The sequence below is a fragment of the Mycetocola sp. Y791 genome (assembly GCF_059445325.1).
The window spans coordinates 635,722-656,615 of sequence record NZ_JCAIUC010000001.1 but is presented as its reverse complement, the minus strand read 5'-3'; the positions used below and the strand labels follow the sequence as shown (position 1 = coordinate 656,615).

At 66.1% G+C, this 20,894-nt stretch carries 19 protein-coding genes; 6 read left to right on the top strand and 13 right to left on the bottom strand.

Annotated features, from left to right (window positions below; all coding sequences use genetic code 11):
• Positions 1-7: 7 nt before the first annotated feature.
• The 4 genes from AC1C2N_RS03070 to AC1C2N_RS03055 are packed head-to-tail and all read right to left on the bottom strand — an operon-like array spanning position 8 to position 4,298.
• Positions 8-1,021, bottom strand: coding sequence for a DUF8320 family protein (locus AC1C2N_RS03070; RefSeq protein ID WP_483405552.1), 1,014 nt, complete (start codon positions 1,019-1,021; stop codon positions 8-10).
• A complete protein-coding gene (locus tag AC1C2N_RS03065; RefSeq protein ID WP_495432837.1) occupies positions 1,018-2,343 on the bottom strand; it encodes a sensor histidine kinase in 1,326 nt (441 codons plus the stop codon). Before AC1C2N_RS03065 ends, AC1C2N_RS03070 begins: the two co-directional genes overlap by 4 nt.
• Positions 2,333-2,980 (bottom strand): response regulator transcription factor, encoded by a 648-nt coding sequence (locus AC1C2N_RS03060; RefSeq protein ID WP_483405550.1) that lies wholly within the window; start codon positions 2,978-2,980, stop codon positions 2,333-2,335. Before AC1C2N_RS03060 ends, AC1C2N_RS03065 begins: the two co-directional genes overlap by 11 nt.
• Positions 2,981-3,026: 46 nt before the next feature.
• On the bottom strand, positions 3,027-4,298 hold the full coding sequence (locus AC1C2N_RS03055) for a class I SAM-dependent RNA methyltransferase (RefSeq protein ID WP_495432835.1): 1,272 nt from the start codon (positions 4,296-4,298) through the stop codon (positions 3,027-3,029).
• A gap of 77 nt (positions 4,299-4,375) precedes the next feature.
• Here AC1C2N_RS03055 and AC1C2N_RS03050 point away from each other — a divergent pair, with 77 nt between their 5' ends.
• Both AC1C2N_RS03050 and AC1C2N_RS03045 read left to right on the top strand, forming a co-directional pair.
• Positions 4,376-5,014, top strand: coding sequence for a Maf family protein (locus AC1C2N_RS03050; RefSeq protein ID WP_495433074.1), 639 nt, complete (start codon positions 4,376-4,378; stop codon positions 5,012-5,014).
• A gap of 133 nt (positions 5,015-5,147) precedes the next feature.
• Positions 5,148-6,914 (top strand): acetyl/propionyl/methylcrotonyl-CoA carboxylase subunit alpha, encoded by a 1,767-nt coding sequence (locus AC1C2N_RS03045; RefSeq protein ID WP_495432834.1) that lies wholly within the window; start codon positions 5,148-5,150, stop codon positions 6,912-6,914.
• A gap of 110 nt (positions 6,915-7,024) precedes the next feature.
• Here AC1C2N_RS03045 and AC1C2N_RS03040 read toward each other — a convergent pair whose 3' ends face one another.
• Positions 7,025-8,461, bottom strand: coding sequence for an NAD(P)H-quinone dehydrogenase (locus AC1C2N_RS03040; protein ID WP_483405547.1), 1,437 nt, complete (start codon positions 8,459-8,461; stop codon positions 7,025-7,027).
• A 156-nt stretch (positions 8,462-8,617) separates the two neighbouring features.
• Between AC1C2N_RS03040 and AC1C2N_RS03035 the strand changes: the two genes are divergently transcribed.
• Together AC1C2N_RS03035 and AC1C2N_RS03030 are read left to right on the top strand one after the other, a co-directional pair.
• Positions 8,618-9,448 (top strand): purine-nucleoside phosphorylase, encoded by an 831-nt coding sequence (locus tag AC1C2N_RS03035; protein ID WP_483405546.1) that lies wholly within the window; start codon positions 8,618-8,620, stop codon positions 9,446-9,448.
• Entirely contained in the window at positions 9,448-11,157 is a 1,710-nt protein-coding gene (locus AC1C2N_RS03030; protein ID WP_483405545.1) for a phospho-sugar mutase, read from the top strand. Before AC1C2N_RS03035 ends, AC1C2N_RS03030 begins: the two co-directional genes overlap by 1 nt.
• A gap of 26 nt (positions 11,158-11,183) precedes the next feature.
• Here AC1C2N_RS03030 and AC1C2N_RS03025 read toward each other — a convergent pair whose 3' ends face one another.
• From AC1C2N_RS03025 to AC1C2N_RS03015, 3 genes are all read right to left on the bottom strand, one after another.
• Entirely contained in the window at positions 11,184-11,456 is a 273-nt protein-coding gene (locus AC1C2N_RS03025) for a PTS sugar transporter subunit IIB (protein WP_483405544.1), read from the bottom strand.
• Positions 11,453-11,911: a PTS sugar transporter subunit IIA gene (locus AC1C2N_RS03020; protein WP_495432833.1), complete on the bottom strand. Its 459-nt coding sequence runs from the start codon at positions 11,909-11,911 to the stop codon at positions 11,453-11,455. Before AC1C2N_RS03020 ends, AC1C2N_RS03025 begins: the two co-directional genes overlap by 4 nt.
• A 108-nt stretch (positions 11,912-12,019) precedes the next feature.
• Positions 12,020-13,141 carry an adenosine deaminase gene (locus AC1C2N_RS03015; RefSeq protein WP_483405542.1) on the bottom strand — a complete coding sequence of 374 codons (1,122 nt, stop codon included), beginning with the start codon at positions 13,139-13,141 and terminating at the stop codon, positions 12,020-12,022.
• Positions 13,142-13,237: 96 nt separating this feature from the next.
• Here AC1C2N_RS03015 and uriH point away from each other — a divergent pair, with 96 nt between their 5' ends.
• Together uriH and AC1C2N_RS03005 are read left to right on the top strand one after the other, a co-directional pair.
• A complete protein-coding gene (gene uriH, locus AC1C2N_RS03010) occupies positions 13,238-14,182 on the top strand; it encodes a uridine-preferring nucleoside hydrolase UriH (protein WP_483405541.1) in 945 nt (314 codons plus the stop codon).
• A gap of 94 nt (positions 14,183-14,276) precedes the next feature.
• Entirely contained in the window at positions 14,277-15,053 is a 777-nt protein-coding gene (locus AC1C2N_RS03005; protein WP_483405540.1) for an HAD-IIB family hydrolase, read from the top strand.
• A 33-nt stretch (positions 15,054-15,086) separates the two neighbouring features.
• Here the strand turns inward: AC1C2N_RS03005 and AC1C2N_RS03000 are convergent, their stop codons facing one another.
• From AC1C2N_RS03000 to AC1C2N_RS02980, 5 genes are read right to left on the bottom strand one after another with little or no spacing between them, the layout of a single operon-like run.
• A complete protein-coding gene (locus AC1C2N_RS03000; RefSeq protein WP_495432830.1) occupies positions 15,087-16,388 on the bottom strand; it encodes a thymidine phosphorylase in 1,302 nt (433 codons plus the stop codon).
• The gene (locus tag AC1C2N_RS02995) at positions 16,381-16,800 is read right to left on the bottom strand and encodes a cytidine deaminase (RefSeq protein WP_483405538.1); all 420 of its coding nucleotides are present in this window, start codon (positions 16,798-16,800) and stop codon (positions 16,381-16,383) included. Before AC1C2N_RS02995 ends, AC1C2N_RS03000 begins: the two co-directional genes overlap by 8 nt.
• Positions 16,801-16,802: 2 nt before the next feature.
• Entirely contained in the window at positions 16,803-18,083 is a 1,281-nt protein-coding gene (locus AC1C2N_RS02990; protein ID WP_483405537.1) for an ABC transporter permease, read from the bottom strand.
• Positions 18,080-19,351 (bottom strand): ABC transporter permease, encoded by a 1,272-nt coding sequence (locus tag AC1C2N_RS02985; protein WP_495432828.1) that lies wholly within the window; start codon positions 19,349-19,351, stop codon positions 18,080-18,082. Before AC1C2N_RS02985 ends, AC1C2N_RS02990 begins: the two co-directional genes overlap by 4 nt.
• The gene (locus AC1C2N_RS02980; protein ID WP_483405535.1) at positions 19,348-20,862 is read right to left on the bottom strand and encodes an ABC transporter ATP-binding protein; all 1,515 of its coding nucleotides are present in this window, start codon (positions 20,860-20,862) and stop codon (positions 19,348-19,350) included. The genes AC1C2N_RS02985 and AC1C2N_RS02980 overlap by 4 nt, the downstream gene beginning before the upstream one ends.
• Positions 20,863-20,894 lie beyond the last annotated feature (32 nt).

The following is a 20,894-nucleotide window of genomic DNA, read 5'->3' as shown; positions in this document are numbered from 1 at the left end:
GATGCCGTCAGTCTGCGTCGGCGGGCACCGATCGGGGAATCTCGAGGAAGAGCCTGACTGAATCGCCGGGCTCGGCGGGGTCTGTCGACGGCCCGAGCGCGACGAGGGTTACAGCAACGCCGGTGTCAGCGGGAGCCGTGCGGATGATCATCCGTGTCGCGTCGGTCGCGTCGATCGCATCCGCCACTCGATTGAGGATCGCGTCGAGTTCAGCCTCGGGGAGGTCGTCGATCGTGCCCTCGTCGAGCACAGAGACCGTCATCCCCCGGCGGCGTGCCGCCAGCACACTCTCGCGAACCCGTGAGTTCAACAGCCTGCGGCCGCGGATCTCGTCCCTGAGCCCCGCTTCGAGCACCCGGCTCTCCATCCGCTGCTCCTCGCTCAGCTCACCGCCGGAGAGGATGATCTCGCGCAGCATCGGAAGCGCGCGCACAGCGGTCTGCTCAAGCCGTCGTCGCCGTTCGCCCTGGTGTGCATCCTGCGCCGCCTGCCACTTGGCCGACTCGCGCTCTGCGACCGCCAGGTTCTCGGCGTCGCGTGACACCTTCACGAGTGACCTGGTGAGCACGCTCGCGACGATCACCCACATGATGCTCCCGGTGACGCCGATCTCGACACTCGTACCGATACCGCACCACAGCACGGACTGGACGGTGAGGAAGAGCACGCCGATCCAGCCAATGAGTTCCTGCCGCCGCACAACCGCGATCGTCATGAGCGTTCCGATGGCGGCGACGTGCCAGGTCGCATAGCCGTTGTTGACCTGCGGGTTGAGCTCGCTCGTCACGAGCAGCGGCACGCTCACCGCGGTGGCGAGGTCCAGCGCGGCCAGCCAGCCTGGCATGGCCGTCGGGCTCGTCGGCCACAGGCTCAGGACGGTCGCCACGAGATAGAGGACCATGGCTGCGATGCTCGGCCAGGGTGACTCTGCCTGGCCCAGGGTCATCAGGCCTCGCACGACGTGGTAGAGCGAGAAGGCCGCCGCGAGGGCGAGCATCACCCAGCGGTTCAGCCGAATCATGCGCGCACGCCTTCCGCCGCGCGGGCTGCGACCGGCGTCCAGCGGATGCTGATGGTCGTCCCCTTGCCCGGGGTGGAGTCGAGTTCGACAGAGCCACCGACGGCAACCACACGTTCGATGATCGAGACGCGCAGGCCGAGCCGGTTCGGCTCGATGGCGAGCCGGTCAAAGCCGACCCCGTCATCGGAGATATCAATAGCGACACCGTCCGCGTCGCACACGGTGACGAGGATGCGCCTGTGCACCTCAACCTCAGCGTCCGGAACCCCGCCAGCGGCGTGCTGGGCACTGTTGGCCATCGCCTGGGTTGCAGCGAGGTACAGGTTCTGGGCAACGGGATACGGAATGGCGAGGTCGGTGGCCGGGTCGAGAATGACCTCAAAGTTCGTGTCGAGGGCGCCGGCGTATGCCTCGAGGCCACTGACCAGGCTGTGCAGCGAGGCTGTCTCCGCAACGTCTGAGAGTGGGTCGTCGAGGGTCGCGAGCCGCTTGATCGCATCACTGGCCATCGACACAGCGAGGGACGCCTCCTCGGGGCGCCGCGCCCGGTCTGCGGCCTGGAGCGACGCCAGGACCGTATCGTGCACAAGCGCGTCGACCTGGATGCGTTCGAGCTCCGTGGCGTGCTGCCGCACCGCGTCGTCGTAGCGTGCGAATGCTGCGGCGCGTGCCTCGTCGACGCGCCGCGCTGCATGGCGGAAGGTCATGATGAGGGCGAAGATGACGAGTCCGATCATCGAACCGTACAGGGCGTTCTGCAGCGCGATCTCGCCGCGGATCATCTGCCCCGAGCTGTCGATCACACCGGTGATGCCGTACACCGCTGGAGTCACCACGATGTACGCAACCGCGAGAACCGGCCGAAAGGCCTGGGCGGCCGCACCGCACGCGATGGCGCAGAGGTACCACGTCCATGGCTCAGCGGGGCTCGACGCGCTGGCCCCGTCGGTGGCAACGGGCCAGTACGCCAGCGCGGCCAGGTAGAGCAGGGCGAACGCCGTGTTGGCGACGCGCTGGAGACTCGGGCTGAACCACAGCAGAATGACGATGCCGAGTGTGCCGAAAAGCACACCGATGTACACGCCGCCGAGGATACCGGGCACCACCACGCCGGCGCCGAGCGCGATGCTCAGCGTCTGCGCGCCAAAGACCAGCCCGATAACGCTGATCGACGTTGCAATGAGCTTTTCAATCCGGACGAGGCTGAACCGCGAATCGGTGATCGTCCGGTTGAGCGTGCTGCGGTCGAGGCCGTCGAGCACGGCACCGCGCGGGACCGGCGAGAAGAGCGGTCCAGGCCTGCTCGCTGGCTCAGTTGTCATCGCCGGTGTTGAGTTCGGGCAGGATCCCGTCTTCGACGGCCCTGCGCAGGAGGTCGACCTTCGTCGGGGCCGGTCGACCGATCTCCACATACTTGCCGCGGATTCGGTCGAGGTATTCCTTCACCGTAGACTGCGCGATCCCGAGCTGAACCGCGACGTCCTTCATGGGCAAACCGGACGCGTACAGGTGCAGCACGTCCCGTTCGCGACGACCGAGCTGCGCCCGCGAGAAGTCACCGTCGGCGTCAATGGCGCTGGCCCACTCCAGGTTGTTGAGTGCCTCACCGCTCGCGACGGTTTCGATAGCCGCGACAACGGCATCCGTCGGCGCGGATTTCGGGATGACGCCTGCCGCCCCAGCGGCGAGCGCCTCACGAACCGATGCGACACGGTCCGCGATCGAGTGGATGAGCACCGCGGATCCGGAGCCGTGCACCGCGCGAACGTTGTCGGTGATGTTGCTGCCGTCGCCGAGGTTCAGGTCGAGCACGACGACGTCGCACGGGACGCCGTTTGACTGCTCGAGGAACTCCCCGACGCTCGAGGCGCTGTGCACGACAGTATGACCGGCCGACTCGCACACGGCGCGGAGGCCCATCCGGACCGACTCATGATCGTCAATAACGGCTATGCGCAACGGAGGTGCCAATCCTAGGAGGTAACGGAAAACCAGTGGGTCGAGCTTAGTCCCGCGTGAGCAGCGCGACCGACTCGATGTGGTGAGTGTGCGGGAAGAGGTCGAAAGCCCGGAGCGAGGCGAGCGAGTACCCCTCGGCGGCAAGCAATCCGATATCGCGGGCGAGGGCGACCGGGTCGCACGTAACGTACACCAGCTGGGCCGGACGGAGCTCGGCGAGGCTCGCAACGACCTCCTTGCCCGCACCGGAGCGTGGCGGGTCGAGTACGACGGTCGCGGCTTCGAGCCGTGAGCGGTCAGCGGCGCTGGAGTTGGCGACGAGACCACGCAGGTACGCATCGACGCGCGCCGTGATGCTCTGGGCCCCGATCCAGTCCGAGAGGTTCTCGGACGCGTGATCGGTTGCCCGTGCAGATGACTCCACACTGGTGATCCTCGTGGTGCTGCCGAATTTGTCACCGATCGCCGCTGCGAGCAGGCCGACGCCACCGTAGAGGTCGAGGTTGGCGGCACGCGGGTCGAAGAGCGCCTCGTCGACCGTCGACTGCACGACGTCGGTGAGCAGCTGGGCCGCCGACCGGTGCACCTGCCAGAATCCGCCCTCGTCGAGGACGAATTCACGGTCGCCGACGCGTTCGACGATGGTCTGCTCACGCCGGTTCGCGGGGCTCACACCCTTCTTCGCTGGCTCGCGGACCACGACCCGCGCGGTCCCGGTGCTGCTCGGGGCGATGATGTCGACCGACTCGGCACCTCGGAACTGCTGGTCGAGGGGGGCGGCGGATGCCACGGCGTCGACGGCGAGAGGAAGGTCGCCGACGGGAATCACCCGGTGGCTGCGCGCGGCATAAGGGCCGACAGTGCCGTCCGCGTCGACGTGGAGGCTGACCCGGGTGCGCCAGGCAAGACCCTCGCGCTCGTCATCACCGGGAGCCGCCTCGACCTGGACGTCGCTCTCGACGCCGGCAAAGCGCTGGAGCGAGTCGGTCAGCACCTGGCGCTTGAGTTCACGCTGGTGAGAAAGCTCGATGTGGCCGAATTCGGCTCCACCGGCACGGTCAGCGGGGTCGACGTCGATCGACGACGACGCCCAGACGTGCGCCTGCCGGTGCGGCGATGCTTCGAGCACCTCAACGGTTTCCGCGCGCCAGAAGCTTTTCTTCGAACTCTCGGTGATCCGGGCACGTACCCGCTCGCCCGGCAGGGTATCGGCGACAAAGACCACCCGGCCCTCCAGCCGGGCCACGAACACACCGCCGTGGGCTACGTTTGTTATCTCAAGCTCGACATCTGCTGGGTTGTTCGACTGCGCATTCACTTATGAATCGTCCCATGGATGAGCACACCCCGCACACTCGCGCGACAGCCGCCCACCCCGAAACCGCAGGAGTCGCCGTGCAGTTATACCTCGCTTCCACCTCTCCGGCCCGGCTGATGCTGCTCAGGCAGAGCGGTATCGAACCGGTGATCGCGCCGTCGGACGTCGATGAAGACGCCGCGGTGGCCGCCGCGTCCGGACAGGGTGCGCTGTCTCCCGAGGACACGGTTCAACTCCTCGCCAGGGCCAAGGCCGAGGCAGTTGCCGCGCTCAACCCGGAGTTCGACGGCCTCATCCTCGGCGGAGACTCAGTCTTCGTCGTCGATGACGTCATCTACGGCAAACCTCACACACCCGAGGTTGCACTCGAGCGGTGGCGCAACCAGCGCGGGGCGACAGGGCGGCTGCACTCGGGACACTGGCTGATCGAACAGCGCCCTGGTGCCGAACCGCGCGGTGTCGGAGCCGTTGCGCACGCGGATGTCACGTTCGCCTCCGACATCACCGACGAGGAGCTCGAGGCGTACATCGCCACCGGAGAACCGCTCTTCGTCGCCGGCGCGTTCACGATCGACAGCCTCGGCGCCGCGTTCATCGATCGCATCTCCGGCGATCCCTCGACGGTCGTCGGCCTCTCACTGCCCACTCTGCGACGTCTGGTGCGTGAACTCGGCCTCGACTGGACGTCGCTGTGGAACCGAAGCGGCGCGCTGTAGGCATCCGCCGGTCACGACATCCGCGGACCTTTGTAGGAATCCCTGCTTTTGTAGGCATCGCCAGTGCTTCTCGGTGCATTTTTGTGTGCACCAACCAAATCACCTGGGCGGTTCGCACTTAGGCTAGGGAACTGTGTCGCGTATTACGAAGGTTCTCATTGCCAACAGGGGCGAAATCGCCGTTCGAGTGATTCGCGCAGCGCGCGACAGCGGAATCGGCTCGGTGGCGGTGTACGCCGACCAGGACCGCGACGCCCTCCACGTCACTCTCGCCGATGAGGCATACGCCCTCGACGGCACGACGAGCGCGGAAACCTACCTCGTCATCGAGAAGATCCTGTCGATCGCGCGCCGCTCGGGCGCCGACGCGATCCACCCCGGGTACGGCTTCCTCGCCGAGAACGCAGACTTCGCCCGCGCGGTGATCGGTGCGGGTATCACCTGGATCGGTCCGTCACCCGAGGCCATCGAGCAGCTCGGCGACAAGGTATCGGCTCGGCACGTCGCCCAGAAGGTCGGTGCCCCGCTCGCGCCGGGCACACTCAACCCGGTCTCCGGCGCAGACGAGGTGCTCGCGTTCGTCGAAGAGCACGGCCTCCCTGTCGCGATCAAGGCCGCGTTCGGCGGCGGCGGTCGCGGACTCAAGGTCGCCCGCGAACTCTCCGAGGTGGCCGAGGCCTTCGACTCGGCGACCCGTGAGGCGATCTCCGCGTTCGGCAGGGGCGAGTGCTTCGTCGAGAAATACCTCGACCAGCCGCGCCACGTCGAGACCCAGTGCCTCGCAGATGTCGACGGCAACGTCGTCGTCGTTTCGACCCGTGACTGCTCACTGCAGCGCAGGCACCAGAAGCTCGTCGAGGAAGCACCTGCCCCGTTCCTGAGCGATGAGCAGAACGACCTGCTCTACTCGGCATCGAAGGCCATCCTCAAGGAGGTCGGCTACGTCGGAGCGGGAACCTGCGAGTTCCTCATCGGCAAGGACGGCACTGTGTCGTTCCTCGAGGTGAACACCCGACTTCAGGTCGAGCACCCCGTCTCCGAGGAGATCACGGGCATCGACCTCGTCCGCGAGCAGTTCCGTCTGGCGGAGGGCGGCATCCTCGACTACGACGACCCCCAGCCGCTCGGGCACTCGATCGAGTTCCGCATCAACGGTGAAGACCCCGGTCGCGGGTTCCTCCCCCAGCCGGGCCCCATCCACGTATTCAAGACCTTCGGCGGCCCCGGCATCCGTCTCGACTCAGGCGTCACGGCCGGAGACGAGATCTCGGGCGCGTTCGACTCGCTCCTCGGCAAGATCATCGTCACGGGCAAGGACCGCACCGAGGCGCTCGAACGGTCACGCCGTGCGCTTGACGAGTTCGAGGTCGCCGGGCTGCCGACGGTCATCCCGTTCCACCGGAAGATCGTCCGTGACCCCGCGTTCACCGCGGAGGACGGCACCTTCGGCGTGTACACCCGCTGGATCGAGACCGAGTTCGTCAACGACATCGAGCCATGGAACGGTGAACTCGACGCGTCGCGGCCGTCGGCCACGCGCCACAACGTCGTCGTCGAGGTCGAGGGCAAGCGCATTGAGGTGAGCCTGCCCACGAGTCTCATCCCCGCTTCGGGAACCAGCCGTCGGCTCACCAGCGCTCCCCGCCGCAACTCCGGTGCCGGCACCGTGAGCTCCGCGACCGGAGACTCGGTCGCATCACCGATGCAGGCAACGATCATCAAGCTGGCGGTCGAAGCCGGGCAGCGCGTCGTGAAGGGCGACCTCGTCGTCGTCCTCGAGGCGATGAAGATGGAGCAGCCCATCACCGCCCACAAGGATGGGACGATCGGCGACATCAGTGCGGCCGTCGGCACGACGGTGTCGAGCGGCCACCAGCTCCTCACGATCTCCGACGCGTAGGTTCATTCCGCGGAGCCCTTCGGCAGGACGATGAAAACGGATGCCGTCACGCACCTCGTGCGTGACGGCATCCGTCTGCCGAGACCCGCTGGGCTTGTGACCGGGACGTCCTAGTGGACGATGTGCATCGCCTTCGCTGCGTCGGTGATGCTTCCGGACAGCGACGGGTACACGGCGAACGCACGCGCGATCTCATCGACATTGAGCCTGTGCTCCACGGCGATGGCGAGCGGGAAGATCAGCTCGCTCGCGTTCGGCGCAACGATAACGCCGCCGATGACCGTGCCACTCCCGGTGCGCGCGAACAGCTTGACGAAGCCGTCCTTGATGCCCTGCATTTTCGCGCGCGGGTTCCGTGACAGCGGCAGTTTGTAGATCTCGCCCTGGGCGAGGCCCTCTTCGATCTGCCTCTGGGTCCAGCCGACCGTGGCGATCTCGGGCTGGGTGAAGATGTTCGCGGCGACGTTGCGCAGCTCGGTGGGGTTCACCGCGTCACCCATGGCGTGGAAGATCGCCGCGCGGCCCTGCATGGAAGCGACGGATGCCAGCGGCATGAAGTTGGTGCAGTCACCGGCAGCGTAGATGTTCGGAACGCTCGTTCGGGCGACCCGGTTGACCCGGATGTAGCCGGCCTCGTTCATTTGCACGCCGGCCTCTTCGAGACCGATGCCCGCCGTATTGGGGATGGCGCCGACGGCCATGAGGCAGTGGCTTCCCTCGACGGTGCGCCCGTCGGAGAGGGTCGCGACCACACCGTTCTCGGTTCGGACGACACTCTCCGCCCGGGACTTGTTGAGCACCGTCATTCCGTTGCGCTTGAACACCTTCTCGATCACGGCGGCCGCATCGACATCTTCACCAGGGAGCACCTGGTCACGGCTCGAGATAAGGGTGACTTCGGAGCCGAGCGCCCGGTATGCCGACGCGAACTCGGCGCCGGTGACCCCTGAGCCGACAACGATGAGGTGTTCGGGGGACGCCTTGAGATTGTAGAGCTGGGTCCAGCTGAGGATGCGCTCACCGTCCGGCATCGCCGACGGCAACTGGCGGGGGCTTCCGCCGACGGAGACGACGATGGTGTCGGCTTCGATCCGGTCGAAGTCGGTGCCGCGGCCGCCGCCCTCCGTCGAGACGATGATGGCGTCGCGACCGTCGAGTCGGCCGTCACCCTGCACGATGCGCACGCCGGCCTGCTCAAGGTTGGCGCGCATGTCTTCCGACTGCTGGCGGGAGAGGCTCAACAGGCGCTTGTTCACCGCAGCGAGGTTCACGGTCACCTCGGGCTTCACAGCCTTGCCGGCGTCGTTTCTGCTGAAGAACTGCACGCCGAGGTCGCTCGCGCTGCGGACGGCGTTGGTCGCCTCTGCGGTCGCGATGAGGCTCTTCGATGGCACGACGTCGGTGATCACCGCTGCGCCGCCGACGCCCGTGCGCTCAATCAGTGTGACGTCTGCGCCAAGCTGGGCTCCGGCCATTGCGGCGTCGTACCCGCCTGGCCCTCCTCCGAGTACAGCGATCCGTTGTTTGCGCTCGAACTCGTAGGTCATTGCTCCATTCTCTCAGGTGAGAGGGGCCAGCCAAAACCTGCACGGCGCCGCGCGGCGGACGCGGCGGAGTTCCTCCGGTCGCTGCTCATCCGCGCGGCGACGAGCGGCACCCTTCGGATGCGGGACGGCGCAGGCCGCGGCGAATAGGATGGCGGAATGTCAGAATTCTTGAACCCGCTCGACGACCCGAGCGCGAACCCCTTCGACGTCGCCGCAACGGCCGCCGCGGAAATCGCCGTAGCGACAGGCGTCCCCCAGCACGACATCGCCCTGACCCTCGGCTCCGGCTGGGGCCGGGCCGCTGACCTGCTCGGCGAGACGGTGGCGACCATCCCCGCCGACGAGATCACCGGCTTCTCAAAGCCGGCGCTCGACGGCCACGTCGGCACGCTCCGCTCAATCCTGCTCGAGAACGGGAAACGCGCCCTCGTCATCGGCGCACGCACCCATTACTACGAGGGCCACGGCGTTCGCCGGGTCGTGCACAGCGTCCGCACCGCAGCGGCGACCGGCGTGACCACCATGATCCTCACCAACGGCGCCGGTGGCATCAAGGAGACCTGGACACCGGGCACCCCCGTACTGATCAGCGACCACATCAACCTCACGGCCGACTCGCCGCTCGAAGGGGCGACCTTCGTCGACCTCACCGACCTGTACTCCTCGGGTCTCCGCGACCTGGCACGCACCATCGACGCCGACCTCGATGAGGGCGTCTACTGCCAGTTCCGCGGCCCGCACTACGAGACCCCGGCTGAGGTCCAGATGGCGAAGGCGATCGGCGGCCACATCGTCGGCATGTCGACCGCCCTCGAGGCAATCGCCGCTCGCCAGGTCGGCCTTGAAATTCTCGGCATGTCGCTCATCACCAACCTCGCGGCAGGCATCCAGAAGACTCCGCTCAGCCACGAAGAGGTCATCGAGGCTGGCCGCAACGCCGAGACCCGTATCTCGGGCCTCCTCGCCAGGATCGTGGCGGCGATCTGATGGCCGACATCCAGACGACGGATGCCGCTGGCGCACAGAACGAGGACGTCTTCCGGTCCGCGCGCGCCTGGCTCCAACAGGACCCTGACCCCGAGACCCGCGCCGAGCTCGAGGCACTGCTCGACGCGGCCGACGCGGGCTCTGCCGAGGCGATCGCCGACCTGCACAGCCGGTTCGACACGAGGCTCGCCTTTGGTACCGCTGGGCTCCGCGGCCGGATCGAGGCCGGTTCCGCCCGGATGAACCGCGTCCTCGTCTCCCAGGCCGCCGCCGGCCTCGCCGCGTTCCTCCTCGAGCGCGAGTCACAGCCGAGCATCGTGATCGGCTACGACGGACGCAAGAATTCAGCGGTCTTCGCTCGCGACACCGCCGAAATCATGGCGGGCGCTGGCGTTCGTGCCGTTCTTCTTCCGCGGCTTCTGCCCACCCCGGTCCTCGCCTTCGCCGTTCGGCACCTGGATGTGTCGGCCGGTGTCATGGTCACGGCAAGCCACAACCCGCCGGCAGACAACGGCTACAAGGTCTACCTCGGCCGGGACAACGACGGATCCCAGATCGTCTCGCCGACCGACGCCGAGATCGCAGCCCACATCACTCGTGTCGCGGCGGAACAGAACGTGCTCGAACTGCCTCGCAGCGACTCATTCGAAACCGGTGGCGAGGATCTGCTCGACGCTTATGTCGACGCAACGGCACGGGTCATGACAACCCCGCCGGTCGACCTCGCCGTTGTCTACACGGCGATGCACGGCGTCGGCTGGGAGACGTTCTCCCGGGTCGCCGACAAGGCGGGGCTGGCACCCGCGATTCCCGTCGCCGAGCAGCAGTTCCCCGACGCTGCGTTCCCCACGGTCTCGTTCCCCAACCCGGAGGAACCCGGCGCGCTCGACCTCGCATACGCCAAAGCCCGCGAGGTCGGTGCTGAACTCATTGTCGCCAACGACCCCGACGCCGACCGACTCTCGATCGCGATCCCCGACGGCTCGCGGGAAGAGGGGTACCGCCAGCTCTCGGGGAACGAGGTCGGCTGGCTGCTCGGCTGGCGTGCGGCACGGCAGAACGCTGCCACAGGAACGAACGATGGCGCACTGGCCTGCTCGATCGTCTCCTCCCCCGCCCTCGGTGTCGTTGCTCGCGAGTACGGGCTCGAGTTCTCTGAGACCCTTACCGGCTTCAAGTGGGTGTCTCGCGTGCCCAACCTCATCTTTGGTTACGAGGAAGCCCTGGGGTACCTCGTCAACCCGGAAACGGTCCGCGACAAGGACGGTATCTCTGCCGCGATCGATTTCCTGGCGCTGGCGAGCGAGGCGAAGGCTGCGGGTGGAACCATCGCGGGCATGCTCGACGACTTCGCCGAGAAGTTCGGTTACTTCGCGAGCGACCAGCTATCGCTGCGAGTCACCGACCTCGCGGACATCTCGAAGATCATGGCCTACCTCAGGGCAGAACCGCTCCAGCAACTCGGCGGCGTGAAGGTGGACGAGATCGACGACCTGATCACGGGCTTCGGCCGGCTGCCCGCGACAGACGCGCTCAGGTTCGTGCTCGCCGACGGGTCACGGGTGATGGCCAGGCCGAGCGGCACCGAACCGAAGATCAAGTTCTACCTGGACGTGAAACGTCCGAACTCGAAGCGGTCAGAGGCATCCGGCGTCCTCGCCGCGATCAAGGCAGATCTGGCCGAGGTCGCCAGCCGCGCCACGGCCTGAGAACGGGCGCTGCTCGACAGGGCGCTCTAACCGAGCGCCTTGTCGAGCTTCTGCTCGAGCTCCTCGAGATCGAAGTAGTTCTCGATGACCACGATGTCGGCGAACGTCTTGCCGATGTGCTCGACCAGTTCCGGCGACGTGAGGATCACCTGCGCCGTCGCTGCTGACGTCGCGATGCTCGCAATATCGGATGCCGTGACATCCGCGTCGATGCCGAGTCGCTCGAGAACCCGCTCAGCGTTGACTTTCAGGATGCCTGACGTTCCGACGCCGGCTCCACAGATCGCGACAATTTTCATGCGGCTTCCTCCTGGGTTGCTCCGAGGACCGCGCGCACGGCGTCTGGCGTGGTTGCGGCGGCGACGGCGGGAATCGCCGCCGCGTCGTTGAAGACGTTGGCGAGCGCTGCGACGCTCGTCACGTGGCTTTCCGGAGTTGTCACGGCAAGGCCGAGGATGACGTTCACCGGATCGTTGTGTGGGTGCCCGAAAGCGACGGGCTCAGCGAGGGTGACAACGGCGATGCCCTCACGGTGAACGTCGTCGCCCGGCCGTGCATGCGCGAGCGCGAGGCCAGGCGCGATGACGATGTATGCCCCGAACTCCTCGATCACATCGATCATGCGGTCGGTGTAGCCGGGTGTGGTGACCCCGCTCTTCACGAGGGCATCGCCGGCGAGACGGATGGCCTCGCGCCAGTCGCGGGCGACCCGGCCGAGTTCGACCGCTGAGTCAGGCAGAGGGGGCAGTGTCATCGTTGGCTCGTTCGTTCGCGGTGAAAGTCGATCGGAATCGATCTCAGGCTACCCGCAGAACCTGAACGTGGAGGTTTCAGGTTCGTTTCCGGTGTGTCAGATCTTCATTCAGCCGCGTGCGGCGTCGAATCCGGCTGCGATGACCTCGGCGAGTTCCTCTCGGTCTTCCAGCGGGAGGAAGGCCGCAGATGCGGCGTTCTGCTGGAACACTTCGAGGTCATCGAGGTCGTACGCGAAGGCATCCGCCAGGAGACCCATCTCGCGGGTGAGGCTGGTGCCGCTCATTGTGCGGTTGTCGACGTTGATCGTGTTCTTGAAACCGAGCTGGTAGAGCAGGTCGAACGGGTGGTCGACGAGGTCGGTCCCCCACTGGGCGATCGCCCCGGTCTGGAGGTTGGACGACGGGCTGAGCTCGAGCGCGATCTCACGGTCCTTGACCCACTGGGCGACAGGTCCGAGCGAGACGTAGATGCCGTCATCGTCGCTCCGCTCGACGGTGACATCCTCGGCGAGTCGGACGCCGTGTCCGAGCCGGAGCGCCCGGCCATCGAAGAGTGCGCTGTTGATGGAGTCGATCCCGTCGGCTTCGCCGGCGTGGACCGTGACGGGCATGTGCTCGGTTGCGAGGTAATCGAAGGCGAGCCGGTGGCGGCTGGCCGGGAATCCCGCCTCTGCGCCGGCGATGTCGAACCCGACAACCCCACGGTCGCGGTGGCGGACGGCGAGTTCGGCGATTTCGAGGGACCGGTCAGCGTGACGCATGGCGGTGATGAGCTGGCCGACGAGGATGCTGCTTCCGGCCCGCTCGGCGTCATCGATGGCCTGTTCGATCCCGTCCTGCACCGCTTCGACGGTTTCGTCGAGGGAGAGACCGCGGCCGAGGTGCTGCTCGGGTGCCCAGCGGATCTCGCCGTAGACCACGCCGTCGAGAACGAGGTCCTCCACGAACTCGCGAGCGATGCGGGTGAGCCCCTCCTTCGTCTGCATGACGGCTGTGGAGAGGTCGAACGTCTTCAGGTAGTCGACGAGGTTGCCGGCGTCGCACTGGGTGAGGAACCAGTCAGCGAGCCTCTCGGGGTCGGACTCGGGAACGTCGTAGCCGATGGCATCCGCGAGTTCGATGATCGTCTGAGGGCGCACGCCTCCGTCGAGGTGATCGTGGAGCGAGACCTTCGGGAGGCTCGCGATGTCGATGCCGCGGGGCAGCTGGTACTCGTTCGCTGAATTCACTCGCCAAGACTACCGCGCACGCGGGTCAGGCACACGGTCCGTCCGGCTCCCGAATTGTACGAGTGCCGCCCGGTGCACCCCGCCTAGGCTGGGAGGATGCCGACCAAGATCATCCTGGACTGTGATCCCGGCCACGACGACGCGATCGCACTGATGCTGGCCCACGGGAATCCCGAGATCGACCTCGTGGCGGTCACGACCGTTGCGGGCAACCAGACGCTCGAGAAGGTCACCCGCAATGCGTTGTCCGTCGCTCGCGTGGCCGGAATCACCGGGGTGCCGTTCGCGGCGGGATGCTCACACCCGCTCGTGCGCCCGGTTCAGACGGCCCAGGCGATCCACGGCGAGTCCGGCCTTGACGGTCCCCGACTGCCGGAACCCGAGCTCACACTCGATCCGCGGCACGCCGTCGACCTCATTATCGACACGGTGATGGCGCTGGAGCCTGGCACAGTAACGCTGGTTCCGACCGGGGCACTCACCAACATCGCGATGGCTGCCCGGAAGGAACCGCGGATCGTCGGCAGGGTCAGGGAGGTCGTGCTCATGGGAGGCGGCGTCGGGACAGGCAACTGGTCAGCAACCGCGGAGTTCAATATCGGCATCGACCCTGAGGCCGCCCACATCGTCTTTCACCAGAGCTGGCCGCTGACGATGGTTGGCCTCAACCTCACCCACCAGGCTCTCGCAACAGACGCTGTCTCCCGGAGAATCGCCGACGTCGGCACCGCGCCGGCCCGGTTCGTCGGTGAGCTCATCGAGTTCTTCCGCCAGACCTATCGCGAGGTGCAGGGGTTCGACGCTCCCCCGGTCCACGATCCGTGCGCCGTTGCCTTCGTCATCGACCCCAGCGTCATGACCGTACTGAGGGTGCCTCTCGACGTTGAATTGACGGGGACACTCACCCTCGGGATGACGGTCGCCGACGTCAGGGCGCCTGCCCCCACCGACTGCACGACACAGGCAGCGATGGACCTCGATACCGCGAAGTTCTGGGACCTGATCGTGGACGCCCTCGAGCGCATCGGCGATCCGGCGTAGCGGGTGCGGGGCGATGCTCCGGGGTTCTTGCTAGTCTTGGCGGGACTGGCCCTGATTGCGGGGCATTTTTTCTGTGTAGAAGGACTCTCGGCCCATGACAAAGACGACGCTGGTTGCATTCGACCTCGATGACACCCTCGCTCCATCGAAGTCCCCGATGGATCCCCGCATGTCCCAACTGCTCAGCGAACTGCTCGAGGTCGTCGAGGTGTGCATCATCTCCGGCGGACAGTTCTCGCAGTTCAAGATGCAGGCCATCGACAACCTTCCCGACCCGAGCTCGAGCCACCTCGAGCGGCTGCACCTGATGCCGACCTGCGGGACCCAGTACTACCGCAAGGATGGCGAACTGTGGAAGCAGATCTACGCCGAGAACCTCACCGAAGATGAGAAGTCTCGCGCACTGGCGGCCGTTGAAACCCGCGCCAGAGAACTCGGCTACTGGGAAAGCGACACCTGGGGTCCGATCCTCGAGGACCGAGGCTCACAGATCACCTTCTCCGCCCTGGGCCAGGCAGCACCCGTCGCGGCCAAGCAGGCCTGGGACCCCACCGGCGAGAAGAAGAACAGGCTCAGGGAAGCGGTTCAGCAGGACCTGCCGGACCTCGAGGTCCGTTCGGGCGGTTCGACCTCCGTCGACATCACCCGGCAGGGAATCGACAAGGCGTACGGCATGAAGAAACTTGCAGAGCTCACCGGCATCCCCCTCGACGACATGCTGTTCATCGGTGACCGGCTCGACGAGAACGGCAACGACTACCCGGTCAAGGCACTCGGCGTCCGCACCCACGCTGTCGAGGACTGGGAAGAGACCGCCGCGTACGTCGAGAACCTCATCCCCGAGCTCCGCGCGCAGGCCGCGCACCGCTAGAACCCTCGCGACGCGCGCTGGCACGCGCCCGGATCACTCGATCCTGGCGCGTACCAGCGGCTCCGGCGTGAACGCGGTCGTCGGCGCCGCCAGCTCGAACGCACCCTCGAGCGCTTCGAGCGCCCGCGGGAACCGGCCGGCGTCATCGGCTAAGAGGGTGAACAGCGGATCACCCGCGCGCACAACGTCACCGGGCTTGGCGTGCAGGTCGATGCCCGAGGCGTGCAGCACCGGGTCCTGGGCACGAGCACGGCCTGCCCCGAGACGCCACGCGGCAATCCCGAACGGCAGCGCGTCCTGGCGGATCAGGATGCCGTCGGCTTCGGCCGTCACCGTGTGCGTCTCACGTGCAACCGGCAACGCGGCATCCGGGTCGCCGCCCTGGGCGATGATCGACCGGCGCCAGGTGTCCATCGCGCGACCGTCCTTGAGCGCCTCTTCGACGTCGGCATCGGGCTGGCCGGCGAGCGTGAGCATTTCGCGAGCGAGCGCGACAGTGAGCTCGACGATGTCGGCCGGACCGCCGCCCGCAAGCACCTCAACAGATTCGCGCACCTCGTTGGCGTTTCCGATCGCGAGCCCCAGGGGCACGCTCATGTTGGTGAGCAGGGCAGAGGTCTTCACTCCGGCGTCCTGGCCGAGCGACACCATGGTGCGGGCGAGCTCCTCCGCCTTGTCGTAGTCCTGCATGAACGCGCCTGAGCCGAACTTCACGTCGAGGACGAGGGCGCTTGTCCCCTCGGCGATCTTTTTCGACATGATGCTCGACGCGATGAGCGGGATCGCCTCAACGGTGCCCGTGATGTCCCTCAGCGCGTAGAGCCGCTTGTCTGCGGGAGCGAGTCCCTTGCCAGCGGCGCAGATCACGCCTCCGACATCGCGGAGGATGCTGAACATCTCCTCGTTCGAGAGGTCTGCGCGCCAGCCGGGGATCGACTCGAGCTTGTCGAGCGTCCCACCCGTGTGGCCGAGACCGCGCCCGGAGAGCTGTGGAACCGCGACGCCGAATGACGCAACGAGCGGCATGAGGGGAAGCGTGATCTTGTCGCCTACCCCGCCGGTGGAGTGCTTATCGACGGTGGTCTTGCCAAGGCCGGAGAAGTCCATGGTCTCGCCCGACGCGATCATCGCGAGGGTAAGGTCACGGATCTCGCGGCGGCTCATCCCGTTGAGCAGGATCGCCATCGCCAGCGCGGCCATCTGTTCGTTACCGACGTACTCACGCGTGTACGCGTCGATCAACCAGTTGATCTCATCCGTCGACAGTTCACCCTTGTCACGCTTGGTGCGGATGAGGTCGACAGCGTCGAATGCTTCGAGTGGTGCTTCAGTCATTGCGCGTTTCTCCCGCGTACTCGTTCAGTGTGCGCGGGCCGAAGGCGTCAGGCAGTACTTCATCAATGGTTCGGATGCCGGAAACAGTTTCGAGGAGCATCCCTGGAACAGCGTGCTCGAAGAGCAACTGGCGGCAGCGGCCACACGGCATCAGGGTGTTCCCCTCGCCGTCGACGCACGTGAACGCGACGAGCTGGCCGCCACCGGTGAGGTGCAGCATCGAGACGAGTGCGCACTCGGCACAGAGGGTGAGGCCGTAGCTGGCGTTCTCGACGTTGCACCCGGTGACGACACGACCGTCAGTGACAATCGCGGCGACGCCGACCGGGAACTTCGAGTACGGGACGTACGCACGGGTCATGGCATCCGTCGCGGCTTCGCGCAACGCACCCCAGTCAATTGAATCTGTCACGGTTACGCCTTTACGTATGGTTTGCCGGATGCCGCTGGCCCTCGTGCGTGCCCAACCAGGCCGGCGACGGCGAAGATGGTCACGACGTACGGGAGCATGAGGAGGAACTCGCTCGGCACGCCGGAGCCGATGGCACCGAGCACGTTCTGCAGGTTCGTGGCGAACCCGAACAGCAGTGCGGCGAGTGTCGCACGGATGGGGTCCCAGTGGCCGAAGATCACCGCAGCGAGTGCGATGAAGCCCGCGCCGGCCGTCATTTCCTTGGTGAATCCGCCGACGCTGCCGAGGGTGAAATACGCGCCACCGAATCCGGCGATCGCGCCGGCGAGTGCGACATTCCAGAACCGGGTGGCGTTGACCTTGATGCCGACGGTGTCTGCGGCCTGCGGGTGCTCACCGACGGCCCGGAGCCGGAGGCCCCACTTCGTGTGGAAGAGGGCCCACCAGACGACGAAGACGGCGATGTACATGAAGTAGATGATGACCGTCTGGCGAAACAGCACCGGCCCGAGGATCGGGATCTCGCTGAGCAACGGGATGCTGATGCGCGGGAACCGCGGCGGCGAGTTGAACAGCGGGGTGTTGCTCGTGAGCACCGTCGAGTAGAGGAAGCTTGTGAGCCCGGCGACGAGCACGTTGAGCACAACACCGACGATGACCTGATCCACGATGTACTTGATGCTGAACGCCGCGAGCAGGAAGCTCACGAGCACGCCCGCCACCATCGCGGCGATCAGCCCGACCCACGGATTGCCCGTGACGGATGCCACGAACGCGGAGAGGAAAGCGCCGGCAAGGAGCTGGCCCTCGATGGCGACGTTGACGACACCGACACGCTCGGAGATCACGCCACCGAGAGCACCGAAGATGAGCGGGGCGCTGAGAGCAACGGTTCCGAGCAGCAGGCCCGTAATCGGGATGGTCTCGCCGGCAGCGGCCCAGGTGAGGAATGCCCACATGAGCGCGGCGGCGAAGACGATCGTGAGCCACAGCGGCACGCGTTTGGCCTGGCTCGACAGCCAGGTGGCGTATGCCGTGATCGCGAGGAGCAGGACCACAACCACAACGCAGGTCAGTCGTGTCGGTGCGTCGATCACCGGCAGCTGGATGACATCTGCCTCGCTCGACAGGCGGAAACGGCTGGTGCCGTCGCGACCGTTGACCACGAACAGGAGAATGGCGATGAGGGTGAAGATCGCGTACGCGATCGGCGTCTTCCAGCTCTTAATGGTCGCCGTCTCGAGGCTGGCGGAGACGGATTCTTCAGCGGTTGTCGTTGTCACTTCGCCGCCACCTCCTGTGAAACGTTGAGCTTCAGTCGCTTCGGTGCGCCCTGCTTCGGCAGGAAGAACACGGCGCGGATCAGCGGCGGTGCGGCAATGAACAGCACGATGAGAGATTGCACGACGGTGACGATGTCGATCGGGATGCCTTCGGCCGCCTGCATCGCGAACCCTCCGGCCTTGAACGCGCCGAAGAGAACACCAGCGGCGAAGATCCCCAGCGGGCGGCTTCGACCGAGAAGCGCAACGGTGATCGCGTCGAAACCGATCCCGGCGTCGATACCGGCCGAGAAACCCGTTGTCACGGTTCCGAGCACCTGCATCACACCGGCGAGACCGACGAGCCCGCCGGAGATGAGCATCGCCTGGACGTAGGTGTTCTTGACGTTGATACCCGCGACGCGCGCGGCGTTCGGGTTCTCACCGACGGCACGGAACTGGAACCCGAGACTCGACCGGTTGAGCAGCCACCAGGCGAAGACCGTCGCCGCGATGACGAGGAGGAATCCGACGTGGAGGTTGTAGCGCGGGCCGAGGAGCTCGGGGAAGATCGCGGTCTCGAGCATCGCGGGAGATTTCGGGTTGACCGAATCGGGTGCCTGGAGCAGGCCGGGGGTCCGGAGCATCCACGAGATCAGGTAGAAGGCCACGTAGTTGAGCATGATCGTGAGGATCACCTCGTGGGCACCGGTGCGGGCCTTGAGCAGACCGACGAGCCCTCCCCACAGCGCCCCGCCGACGATACCGGCGATCACCGCGATAGCGAGGTGCACGCCCCACGGCAGCTCGAAGGAGAATCCGACCCAGCCGGCGCACGCGGCGGCAATGAGCATCTGCCCGCGTCCGCCGATGTTGAACAGGCCGACGCGGAAGGCAATCCCGATACCGAGCGCCGCAACGATCAGAGGTGTTGCGAAGGTCAGCGTCTCGGTGAACGGCTTGATGCCGTCGAGGAAGGAGTCACGTCGGAAGTTGTAGATCGAGCCCTGGAAGAGCGCGCCGTACGCGCCGGACACCGCGTTCCAGATCGCCGCGAACGTGTCGCCCGGTGCGGCGAAGAAGTAACCTGCTGCCTCCTGCACGTCTTCGTTGGTGACGGCGATGAGCACGGCGCCGATGATCAGGGCGAAGAGAACGGCGAGGATCGAGATGACGACGTTGCCGTTGAGGATGTCGTTGAGGACCTGGTTCGCGCGCGGCGCGTCGGGCCTCGCCGACCGCTGGGGGGTGTTGTCACCCGGCGCGGTTGGTGCGGTGGTCTCGCTCACGCGGCAACTCCAGCCGGGGTTTCGCCCGCCATCATGAGGCCGAGTACGTCCCTCGGGGTGTCACCGGGGACGATGCCGACTATGGAACCTCTGTACATCACTGCAATCCTGTCTGCCAGAGCGACGACCTCGTCGAGCTCCGTTGATACAACGATGACCGGGATGCCGGCATCGCGAGTCTCCACCATTCGCTTGTGCACGAATTCGATGGATCCGACGTCGATTCCCCGCGTGGGTTGCGAGGCAACGAAGAGTTTGAGGTCACGGCTGAGCTCGCGTGCGAGCACAACCTTCTGCTGGTTACCGCCGGAGAGCCTGCCAGCGTGCGTGGTGATGGACTCGGCGCGAATATCGAACTCGTCCTTTTTCTCACGCGCGAATTCGGCGAGGTAACCGAGCTGGAGGTTGCCTCTCCGAACGAAGGGCGCAGAGTCGGCGCGGTCGAGCATGAGGTTCTCGGCGATCGTGAACTCACCGACGAGACCGTCTTCGGTGCGGTCCTCAGGAACGAACCCGACGCCGGCGTTGAGGATTCTCCGGACGCTGAGCCCGGTGAGCTTCTCGCCGTTGAGGGTGATGCTGCCTGTGACGCGCGGTTGCAGACCCAGAATGGCCTCGGTGAGCTCGGTCTGGCCGTTTCCCTGAACCCCTGCGATCGCAAGAATTTCGCCGGCGTGCACATCGAAACTGACGTTGTTGACGACCTTGAGCCCCTGCGGGTCGATCACATCGAGGTTCTCGACGACGAGGCTCGCCGCTCCAGGGTGCGCGGGTTCCTTGTGCACGGTCAGCTCAACGGCACGGCCGACCATGAGCGCCGCAAGTTCGGAGTTTGATGCCGTTGGCGACGCTTCGCCGACCACTTTTCCGTGGCGGATGACGGTGATCCGGTCAGCGACCTCCCGCACCTCTCGCAGTTTGTGGGTGATGAAGACGATCGAGGTGCCGTCGGCCTTGAGCTGGCGCATGATGCCCATGAGCTCGTCGGTCTCCTGTGGGGTGAGCACAGCCGTCGGCTCGTCGAAGACGAGCACCTTCGCATCGCGGGACAGAGCTTTGATGATCTCGACGCGCTGCTGCACACCGACGGGAAGGTCACCGACGAGCGCGTCGGGGTCGACGTGGAACCCGAACCTCGCGGAGATTTCGCGCACCTTTGCGCGGGCGGCGTCGAGGTCCAGTTTTCCGGCGAAGCCGGTCTGCTCGTGTCCGAGCATGACGTTCTCGGCGACGGTGAAAACGGGGATGAGCATGAAGTGCTGGTGCACCATGCCGATGCCGGCGCGCATGGCGTCACCGGGGCCCTGGAAGTGCTGGACGACGTCGTCCAGAAGCACATGGCCTTCCTCGGCCTGGTAGAGCCCGTAAAGCACGTTCATGAGGGTGGATTTGCCGGCGCCGTTTTCGCCGAGGAGGCAGTGGATTTCTCCCGGCTGGATGACCAGGTCGATGTGGTCGTTGGCAACGAGAGAACCGAACCTCTTCGTGATGCCGCGCAGTTCGAGCTTCATGGGTGAATCCTACGTTCATGCAGAGCGGGGAG

What these genes read in the sequence shown, in the direction of transcription:
- AC1C2N_RS03005 (WP_483405540.1), top strand. Translation starts at nt 14,277, where the DNA reads ATGACAAAGACGACGCTGGTTGCATTCGACCTCGATGACACCCTCGCT.
- AC1C2N_RS03035 (WP_483405546.1), top strand. Translation starts at nt 8,618, where the DNA reads ATGTCAGAATTCTTGAACCCGCTCGACGACCCGAGCGCGAACCCCTTC.
- AC1C2N_RS03025 (WP_483405544.1), bottom strand. Translation starts at nt 11,456, where the DNA reads ATGAAAATTGTCGCGATCTGTGGAGCCGGCGTCGGAACGTCAGGCATC.
- AC1C2N_RS03065 (WP_495432837.1), bottom strand. Translation starts at nt 2,343, where the DNA reads ATGACAACTGAGCCAGCGAGCAGGCCTGGACCGCTCTTCTCGCCGGTC.
- AC1C2N_RS03040 (WP_483405547.1), bottom strand. Translation starts at nt 8,461, where the DNA reads ATGACCTACGAGTTCGAGCGCAAACAACGGATCGCTGTACTCGGAGGA.
- AC1C2N_RS03070 (WP_483405552.1), bottom strand. Translation starts at nt 1,021, where the DNA reads ATGATTCGGCTGAACCGCTGGGTGATGCTCGCCCTCGCGGCGGCCTTC.
- AC1C2N_RS03020 (WP_495432833.1), bottom strand. Translation starts at nt 11,911, where the DNA reads ATGACACTGCCCCCTCTGCCTGACTCAGCGGTCGAACTCGGCCGGGTC.
- AC1C2N_RS03030 (WP_483405545.1), top strand. Translation starts at nt 9,448, where the DNA reads ATGGCCGACATCCAGACGACGGATGCCGCTGGCGCACAGAACGAGGAC.
- AC1C2N_RS02980 (WP_483405535.1), bottom strand. Translation starts at nt 20,862, where the DNA reads ATGAAGCTCGAACTGCGCGGCATCACGAAGAGGTTCGGTTCTCTCGTT.
- AC1C2N_RS03000 (WP_495432830.1), bottom strand. Translation starts at nt 16,388, where the DNA reads ATGACTGAAGCACCACTCGAAGCATTCGACGCTGTCGACCTCATCCGC.
- uriH (WP_483405541.1), top strand. Translation starts at nt 13,238, where the DNA reads ATGCCGACCAAGATCATCCTGGACTGTGATCCCGGCCACGACGACGCG.